Annotated in this window: 8 protein-coding genes and 1 pseudogene; 4 read left to right on the forward strand and 5 right to left on the reverse strand. The window is 56.7% G+C overall.

Annotated features, from left to right (window positions below; all coding sequences use genetic code 11):
* Positions 1-429: pseudogene (locus tag ACWB12_RS14960) on the reverse strand (signal recognition particle-docking protein FtsY); the annotation flags it as partial.
* Between the two features lie 72 nt (positions 430-501).
* Positions 502-1,137, reverse strand: a complete 636-nt coding sequence (locus tag ACWB12_RS14965; protein WP_479530895.1) for a lysoplasmalogenase — start codon at positions 1,135-1,137, stop codon at positions 502-504.
* A gap of 209 nt (positions 1,138-1,346) precedes the next feature.
* Between ACWB12_RS14965 and ACWB12_RS14970 the strand changes: the two genes are divergently transcribed.
* Positions 1,347-2,591 carry an alkane 1-monooxygenase gene (locus ACWB12_RS14970; RefSeq protein ID WP_479530896.1) on the forward strand — a complete coding sequence of 415 codons (1,245 nt, stop codon included), beginning with the start codon at positions 1,347-1,349 and terminating at the stop codon, positions 2,589-2,591.
* On the forward strand, positions 2,572-2,904 hold the full coding sequence (locus tag ACWB12_RS14975) for a hypothetical protein (protein ID WP_479530897.1): 333 nt from the start codon (positions 2,572-2,574) through the stop codon (positions 2,902-2,904). Before ACWB12_RS14970 ends, ACWB12_RS14975 begins: the two co-directional genes overlap by 20 nt.
* A 64-nt stretch (positions 2,905-2,968) precedes the next feature.
* On the opposite strand, the gene xseA is transcribed toward ACWB12_RS14975, so the two are convergent.
* Positions 2,969-4,450 (reverse strand): exodeoxyribonuclease VII large subunit, encoded by a 1,482-nt coding sequence (gene xseA / locus ACWB12_RS14980; RefSeq protein WP_479530898.1) that lies wholly within the window; start codon positions 4,448-4,450, stop codon positions 2,969-2,971.
* 71 nt (positions 4,451-4,521) lie between these two features.
* Here xseA and purD point away from each other — a divergent pair, with 71 nt between their 5' ends.
* Both purD and ACWB12_RS14990 read left to right on the forward strand, forming a co-directional pair.
* Positions 4,522-5,784 (forward strand): phosphoribosylamine--glycine ligase, encoded by a 1,263-nt coding sequence (purD, locus tag ACWB12_RS14985; RefSeq protein ID WP_479530899.1) that lies wholly within the window; start codon positions 4,522-4,524, stop codon positions 5,782-5,784.
* 35 nt (positions 5,785-5,819) lie between these two features.
* Positions 5,820-6,551 (forward strand): hypothetical protein, encoded by a 732-nt coding sequence (locus ACWB12_RS14990; RefSeq protein ID WP_479530900.1) that lies wholly within the window; start codon positions 5,820-5,822, stop codon positions 6,549-6,551.
* 25 nt (positions 6,552-6,576) lie between these two features.
* Here the strand turns inward: ACWB12_RS14990 and ACWB12_RS14995 are convergent, their stop codons facing one another.
* Together ACWB12_RS14995 and ACWB12_RS15000 are read right to left on the reverse strand one after the other, a co-directional pair.
* On the reverse strand, positions 6,577-7,314 hold the full coding sequence (locus ACWB12_RS14995) for an FG-GAP repeat domain-containing protein (RefSeq protein ID WP_479530901.1): 738 nt from the start codon (positions 7,312-7,314) through the stop codon (positions 6,577-6,579).
* 80 nt (positions 7,315-7,394) lie between these two features.
* Positions 7,395-7,652, reverse strand: a 258-nt coding sequence (locus ACWB12_RS15000) for a 2Fe-2S iron-sulfur cluster-binding protein (RefSeq protein ID WP_479530902.1), incomplete at its 5' end; no start/stop codon positions are given.

Here is a 7,652-nt window from a genome sequence, read left to right on the forward strand (position 1 = left end):
AGGTTCAGGTTCAGGTTCAGGTTCAGGTTCAGGTTCAGGTTCAGGTTCAGGTTCAGGTTCAGGTTCAGGTTCAGGTTCAGGTTCAGGTTCAGGTTCAGGTTCAGGTTCAGGTTCAGGTTCAGGTGAAACAACCTCTTCAACCGCAGGCACGTCAAGAGCCGCAGTCGTGGGTTCTTCCGCACTCTCGGGAACCGCCTCGACGATTTCCTCGGTCACCTCCTCAACAGATTCCGGTTCTTCAACGGGATCAGGCTCTACCGGAGTGCCCGCAGGCGCCTCTGGCTCTGGCTCTGGAAGACGCTCCTCGATCACCGGCGCTTCGTCAACCAGTTCTTCCTCGCCGCCATCCTCGACGATTTCATCCAGCCCTTTTTCCAGCTTGGACGAGGATTTGAATAGACGGTTTTTAAGCTTCTTGAAGAATGACATCGCGGGCAACCCTTAGTGTTCCATACTCAACTATTGCACCTGTGCGCCGGATGGAAGGGGGACGTGCACAAGTTATACCGCCCCCAGCCCCCAGAACAGGCCGATCTGGGCGGCAATATAGGTAATCCAGACCGCCTTGGTCGCCAGTTTACGCGCCTTGTGATCGTCAGGCAGCACAAAGGTTTCAATCGACAGGATCAGATCTGAGGCCACAAACAACAGCGCACCACACAGGGCGACCCACCTGACATCTGGCAAACCCAAAGCGGTCAGCCCCATTGCCAGAATGATCCCGACATAGGCCCGCTCCGGCCATTTTAGTGCGCCGGTATGCGGGCGCAGCCACCATTCGGTCGACAGACCCAATGCAACCATCAGGACTATAATGGACCATTGCGAGGCGTGCAGAGTTGCGCCGATGCCAACCATCAAGGCGATATAGGCCAGATGCGCTGCGGCAAACGCGATCATGCCAGTCAAGAAGGCCTTTGTCCCGGATCGTGATAGGGCAAAATCACCGACGGCGCTTAGCCCCAGTGCCACCGTCAGAAAAACCGGCGCGCCTTGGCTAAAGGCAGCCAAGGCAAACAACGTCACGGGAACGGTTTTGCGGATAGAGCGCGCCCACCTGATGCGCCCGCCCGTGCGCGGTAAATACATCACCGCAGCGGACACACCCAAGGCAAATAACGCAGCGGGACTAAGCATGGGGCACCATGATTGCGCGGGTGGTATATGGTCTGTGGTTCATCTCTGTATCCAGCTGCAGGGTTTTAACCGGACCCTAACGTGTCATATCCCATAGTGGCCATGATAAATGCTGCGTTCCAGCGTTTGCGGGATGGAAACAATCTGTTTTCGTTTTATTTACAATAGCTTGTAAGTGGATGTGATATGGTCGCCTGATGACGAATTTAATGACATACCGAATGGCAATGTTTGCGATTGCCAGTTTCCTGCCGATCCCGTTGATCGCATTGGCGGCCGTGTTTGGCGGATGGTGGGTGGTGCTTGCCTTATCCTACATCACGGTGTTCACATTTACGCTCGATGAACTGGTGAACATCGCCAGTGACCCGACACAGCCAGAGCGGGAATTCCCCGCAGCGGACAAGTTATCGATCGCTCTGGCTGTCTCGCATTTTTTGTTATTGGCACTCGTCGTTTGGGCAATGTCATCCAATCCAACACTTGGCTTTTTCAGCACCCTAGGGTTGTTCATTGCCTCTGGCCTATTCTTTGGTCAGGTCAGCAACTCCAATGCACACGAGTTGATCCACCGGGCCGACAAACGGCTATTCAACCTTGGAAAATGGGTCTATATTTCGCTGCTGTTCGGGCATCATACCTCGGCACATCCGTTGATCCACCACAGGTTTGCGGCGTCAAATAATGACCCGAATTCAGCTGAACTGGGCGAATCGTTTTATACGTTCGCAAGACGTGCGTGGATCGGGTCGGCCCGTGCAGGGTTTGAAATGGAAAGCGCTCGTCTGCAAATGAAGCGCACAAAACCCTCGCGGTTTAGCCACCCCTATTACACCTATGCCGCAGGCGCGATCACCAGCATGGTGGTGGCCATTGTTATCGGCGGCGGGGGTGGTGCGCTGGCGTTGATCGCGCTTGCCACTTACGCGCAGGTGCAACTGTTGCTCTCGGATTACGTGCAGCATTACGGACTGCGCCGCCTCACCTTACCAAATGGCAAGCTGGAGCCGATTGACATCCAGCACTCATGGAACGCACCGCACTGGTTTTCCAACTATCTGATGCTGGCAGCACCGCGCCATTCCGACCATCACGCGCACCCCGCCAAACCCTATCCGGCGCTGACGCTGCCCACCCCGGATCAGGCCCCGAGCCTGCCGCGCAGCCTGCCGGTGATGGCGGTTGTCGCGCTATACCCGCGTCTTTGGCGGCGCGTCATGGACCCGCTTGTGGCCCATTGGCAGAACCGCGCAGAACTGGCCACGCAACAAATGGCCGTTCAGAATGCTCTGTTGCGCGACCCCGTGCCAACCGCCGAACGCGGCACTGGTATTAACAAGAGAAACCTGCCAGAAATACGCTATGCTAAAACGCACCCGTCCCCTTTTACTGATCGCTCTGCTGGCCAGCAGCCCGCTGACCGCACAAACCCTGATGGACGCCGACGCGTTTGAAGCCTACTCCCAAGGCAAGACCCTCTACTTCGGATATGACGGCACCACATATGGCGCCGAGGAATACCTGCCAAACCGCCGTGTGCGTTGGTCATTTCTGGAAGGGCAGTGCAAAGAGGGCAGCTGGTATCAGGACGGCGAATTGATCTGCTTTGTTTACGAGGATGATCCCGAACCGCAGTGCTGGTCATTTTATCAAAGTGACGACGGGCTGGTGGCACAATTCGAGAATGATCCAGACCTAAGCACCTTGTTCGAGGTCAAGCAAAGCGACAAGCCGATGGTGTGTCTGGGGCCCGAAATCGGGGTGTAACCTGTAGAGGTAGACAAGAGATTATATGCGCTCCACGCGGGGGATATTTAAGCGAAAAAGAAGCCTAGAAGAGCGAGCCTTGATCCGGCGGCGTTTCCTTTGGTTTGGCCTTTCGGGGAGCGGGTGCGCCGATTTTGTAGCGGCCATCCTGAAACTGAATTTCCAATACTGAGGCTTTTCTGGCTGCGGCTTTGGTCGTTACCACATCCCCATCACCACGCACCACCGCATAGCCACGGTTCAGCGTTTCCTCATACCCCAACGTTTGGCGAATACGTTCCAGCGCGTCCATGCGATTGCGCCAACCCTCGACCTGCCCTTGCGAAACGCGCACGAGACGACCCGTAATCTGGGCAAGGTTGGTTTTCTTCCGGTCGGTGTCACGGGCCAGCAACTCTGGCTTCAGGCGAGCGGCGCGGTCCCAAAATTTAGTTTTAGCATCAGAGAGCAATCGCCCCAAGGCCGCCGGTCGCAAACTGCCGCTGGCCTCGCTTAGTCGCAGGCGCTTGACCTGTGCCGCGCGGGTCAGGGCGGCGGGCAACCGTTCAGACGCACGATCAAGCCGTTGGCGCGGGCTGTCCAGCAGCGTCTCGAGGTTGGGCAAGGCGCGGGCCAGATCGCGCAGGCGCTGTTTACGTTGATCCACAGCACCCGTCGCCGCGCGGGTCAGGCGGGCGTCCTGATCATCGACCCATGCCAGCAGTTCCAGACGCACAGGCACGGCGAGTTCGGCCGCCGCTGTCGGTGTTGGCGCACGTTGGTCGGACACAAAATCAATCAATGTGGTGTCGGTTTCATGCCCCACTGCCGAAATCAGCGGGATATCGGACGCGCCAGCCGCACGGGCAACGTTTTCCTCGTTAAACCCCCACAGATCCTCGATCGATCCACCACCCCGCGCCACGATCAACAGATCGGGCCGTGGTAATGCCCCGCCTGGGGTCATCGCGTTAAACCCTTCAATCGCGCGGGTCACCTCAGGGGCGCATTGCTTGCCCTGAACCGCCACAGGCCAGATCAGCACCTTGCGCGGGAACCGGTCGCGCAGGCGGTGCAGGATATCCTGAATCACCGCCCCCGATGGCGAAGTAATCACTCCGATCACTTCGGGCAGATAGGGTAGTTTTTGCTTTCGCTCAGGCGCAAATAACCCTTCGGCGGCCAAGGCTTTCTTGCGCTTCTCAAGCATCGCCATCAAAGCACCTTCGCCCGCGACCTCGACCATATCAACGTTCAGGTTATATTTGGATTGTGCCCCAAAAGCGGTCAAACGGCCAGTGACGATCACCTCCAGCCCCTCTTCAGGAACCACCGACAATTGCGACACTTGCCCCTTCCATGTGGTGCAGGCCAGCACGTTTTTGTCATCCTTGATGTCGTAATACAAATGCCCCGAACGCGCCTTGAAAATGCGCCCCACCTCGCCGCGCACCCGCACACGTCCAAACGCGCCCTCGATGGTTTTTTTCACCGCGCCCGATATTTCGGAGACAGTGAATTCGGGGGCGTTTTCACCCTCTATCGGATCATCAATCAGGTCGGACATATCTGCTCGCTTGTTTAATCACTGCGCCCACCTTAGAACGCCCCTATGCAAAGGCCAAGCGGGGGGCGCAAATGAACATCCTTATTCTGGGCAGTGGCGGACGCGAGCATGCGCTGGCGTGGGCGGTGAAACAGAACCCCAAGTGTGACCGGCTGATTGTAGCCCCCGGAAACGCAGGCATAGCGATGATCGCGGAATGCGCGGATTTCGACATTATGGATGGCGGCGCGGTGGTGGATTTTGCCACCGAAAACGCTGTGGATTTCGTGATTATCGGGCCAGAGGCTCCGCTGGCTGTTGGCGTGGCCGACCGTCTGCGTGGCGCGAACGTGCTGTGCTTTGGTCCCAGTCAGGCGGCGGCACAGCTAGAGGCATCCAAGGCCTTCACCAAGGAAATATGCACCGCCGTCAATGCGCCCACAGCGGATTATGGGCATTTTACAGATGCCAAGCAGGCCAAGGAATATGTGCGGGCCACAGGCACGCCCATTGTTGTTAAGGCCGATGGGCTGGCGGCGGGGAAAGGCGTGATCATGGCGATGGATCAAGCCACAGCTCTAGCCGCCATTGACGATATGTTCAGCGGCGAATTTGGCATGGCAGGTGCCGAGGTGGTGATCGAGGAATTCATGGAGGGCGAAGAGGCGTCGTTCTTTGTGTTGTGCGACGGAACAGACGTGCTGGCGATGGGCACAGCCCAAGACCACAAACGCGCCTTTGATGGCGATAAAGGCCCGAACACCGGCGGCATGGGCGCCTATTCGCCCGCGCCGGTGATGACCGATGCCGTGATCGCCAAAACAATGGACGAAATTGTGCGCCCGACAATGGCCGAAATGGCGCGGCGCGGCATGCCGTTTCAGGGCATCCTGTTTGTCGGGTTGATGATCAAGGACGGCCAACCCCGACTGGTGGAATACAACGTGCGCTTTGGTGATCCGGAATGTCAGGTGTTGATGATGCGGCTGGGGGCGCAGGTGTTTGACCTGCTGCAAGCCTGCGCCGAGGGACGACTGGCCGAGGCACAGGTGAACTGGGCCGATGATCACGCGTTAAGCGTTGTAATGGCGGCTAATGGCTATCCGGCGGGGTATGAAAAAGGCAGCGTGATTGGCGGGCTTGAGGGGCTGCCCGAGGATTCCTCGCATATGACGTTTCATGCAGGCACGGGCATGCGGGACGGGCATATCGTTGCAACAGGTGGACGAGTGTTGAACATCACCGCGCGGGGCAGCAGTTTGACTGAGGCGCGGGAACGGGCTTATAGAATGGTCGATGGCGTGGCGTGGCCCGAGGGGTTTTGCCGGCGCGATATCGGCTGGCGGGCGTTGTAGGCATTGAATATTTGCACTGAAGGAAAGATCAGCTTTTGACAGGCGACACGGGAACACCCATCACACTCGGTGACAAGCTGACAAACCAACAGGATGGAACCCCAGTAAAATACGCATTAGCGGTTCTCATTTCCGCAATCATAGGCTTTTTGTTTTGGCGGGCCTCGCACGACCCCGTTTGGGGGCTTTCAGCCATGATCTTTTGTGTTCTGGTTTTTGCCTTTTCATTTTTTGCAAATCGCAAAGCAAATCGCAAAAGCGAACATTTCCTTTTACATGCCGATCAACAAGGCTTTATGAAGTCCCTGATACTGGCAGACAAAACCGCCATATTTGATGGGAGCAATGTCTACCATTTCGGGCTGGACCACAGTGTCGGAGCGCACCCCCTGAAAACCCTTGTTCAAAAGCTAAGGGCAGATGGTTACCGGATCGTATGTTTTTTCGATGCCAATATCTATTTCACACTTCGCAAGAATGGCGAGTTTTTGAGAGGCGCGCCGTTCTCGATCCATATACTTCATGCTATTTTTGACCTGAAAGCCACCGAGATTTACGTTGCCCCCAGACAAACTCAAGCCGACAAGTTTATCATCGAAACCCTTTCACATTTGCCTAAATCATTTGCCGTCACAAATGACAAATTCAGGGATTATGCCGCCGAGTATGATTTTCTAACCAAAGATAAAGATTGGAGAAAAGGGGTTCAAATCAAAGGCGGGAACGTGGTTTTGAACCAATACAAGTTCAATAATCCCTTAATGTAGCAAGGCCGTGGGTTGCCAGCCCTGCTTACATCCGGCAATCCAGCGCCCGCCTGAATGAATTTTGCCCCTTGTGCCTGCCAATTGCAGCACTCCGAATTCCCTCACCATCAAACACCGAAGCAACGATCTGCTTCCAGTCCGCACTGGCCGTGATCATCTGCGGCCCCGCCCCGCAATCACGGATACCACCAGAAATGTAGTCCTGCCCGATCTGGTGGTTGGTCAACCCGCCCTGCTCCGCCACAAGGGTCAGTTTGCCATCCTTGAACCTCCAGATTTTCAGCAGCTTTGCCAGATGCGGACGATCAATATAGGCGATTTCGACAGAACCGTCCCCATCCAGATCAGCCGCGCCGATCGGGGCCAGCCAGCGGTTGCTACGGCCGATAAAAGGGGTGGAGGTGATTTTCACCAGCTTCAGATCGACCAATCCGTAAACCGCCAGTTGCGCCCCCTTGTTCAGATCGGTTTCTACCACGATAATCTCGGCAGACCCGTCCCCGTCCAGATCAACCAGACGCGGTGCGATATCCTCGAACACGCGGGATTTGGGTAGGGTGATTTGCTCGAATATATACGGGCCGTGTGCCGCCGATCCTTGGCGCACATAGGTCAGGCACGCCCATTCAATCGCGTCCCCCAGAATACCGTGGTCATAGCGCCGTGTCGGTTGTCCGTAATACACATGCAAGCCGGGCAGCAGGATGCCCTCAGTATCTTTCACAGCTTTGGTGCTGCACCCGCCAGCATCGTTAACGGCCATGCAGTGCCCTTGGGGCGCGGCCCCCCCCGGCCCTGCAAAAAGGGCGAACACCCCACCAATGAGTGCCGCCCGCAACATCCCTATATCTGCTTCACAGGCAGATGCACGATCAGCCCGTCCAGATCATCGGTTACCTTGATCTGGCAGGTCAGGCGCGAGCGAACCTCGTCAGGCTCATAGGCGAAATCGAGCATATCTTCTTCCATCGCGTCCTTGGCCGGAACCTTTTCCACCCAGGCAGCATCCAGATAGACGTGGCAGGTGGAACAGGCGCAGGCCCCGCCGCAATCCGCCTCGATCCCCGGCACGTTATTGTCACGCGCGCCCTCCATCACGGT

This window comes from Profundibacter sp. (assembly GCF_056498605.1).

What these genes read in the sequence shown, in the direction of transcription:
- purD (WP_479530899.1), top strand. Translation starts at nt 4,522, where the DNA reads ATGAACATCCTTATTCTGGGCAGTGGCGGACGCGAGCATGCGCTGGCG.
- ACWB12_RS14995 (WP_479530901.1), bottom strand. Translation starts at nt 7,314, where the DNA reads ATGGCCGTTAACGATGCTGGCGGGTGCAGCACCAAAGCTGTGAAAGAT.
- ACWB12_RS14965 (WP_479530895.1), bottom strand. Translation starts at nt 1,137, where the DNA reads ATGCTTAGTCCCGCTGCGTTATTTGCCTTGGGTGTGTCCGCTGCGGTG.
- xseA (WP_479530898.1), bottom strand. Translation starts at nt 4,450, where the DNA reads ATGTCCGACCTGATTGATGATCCGATAGAGGGTGAAAACGCCCCCGAA.
- ACWB12_RS14970 (WP_479530896.1), top strand. Translation starts at nt 1,347, where the DNA reads ATGACATACCGAATGGCAATGTTTGCGATTGCCAGTTTCCTGCCGATC.
- ACWB12_RS14975 (WP_479530897.1), top strand. Translation starts at nt 2,572, where the DNA reads ATGGACGCCGACGCGTTTGAAGCCTACTCCCAAGGCAAGACCCTCTAC.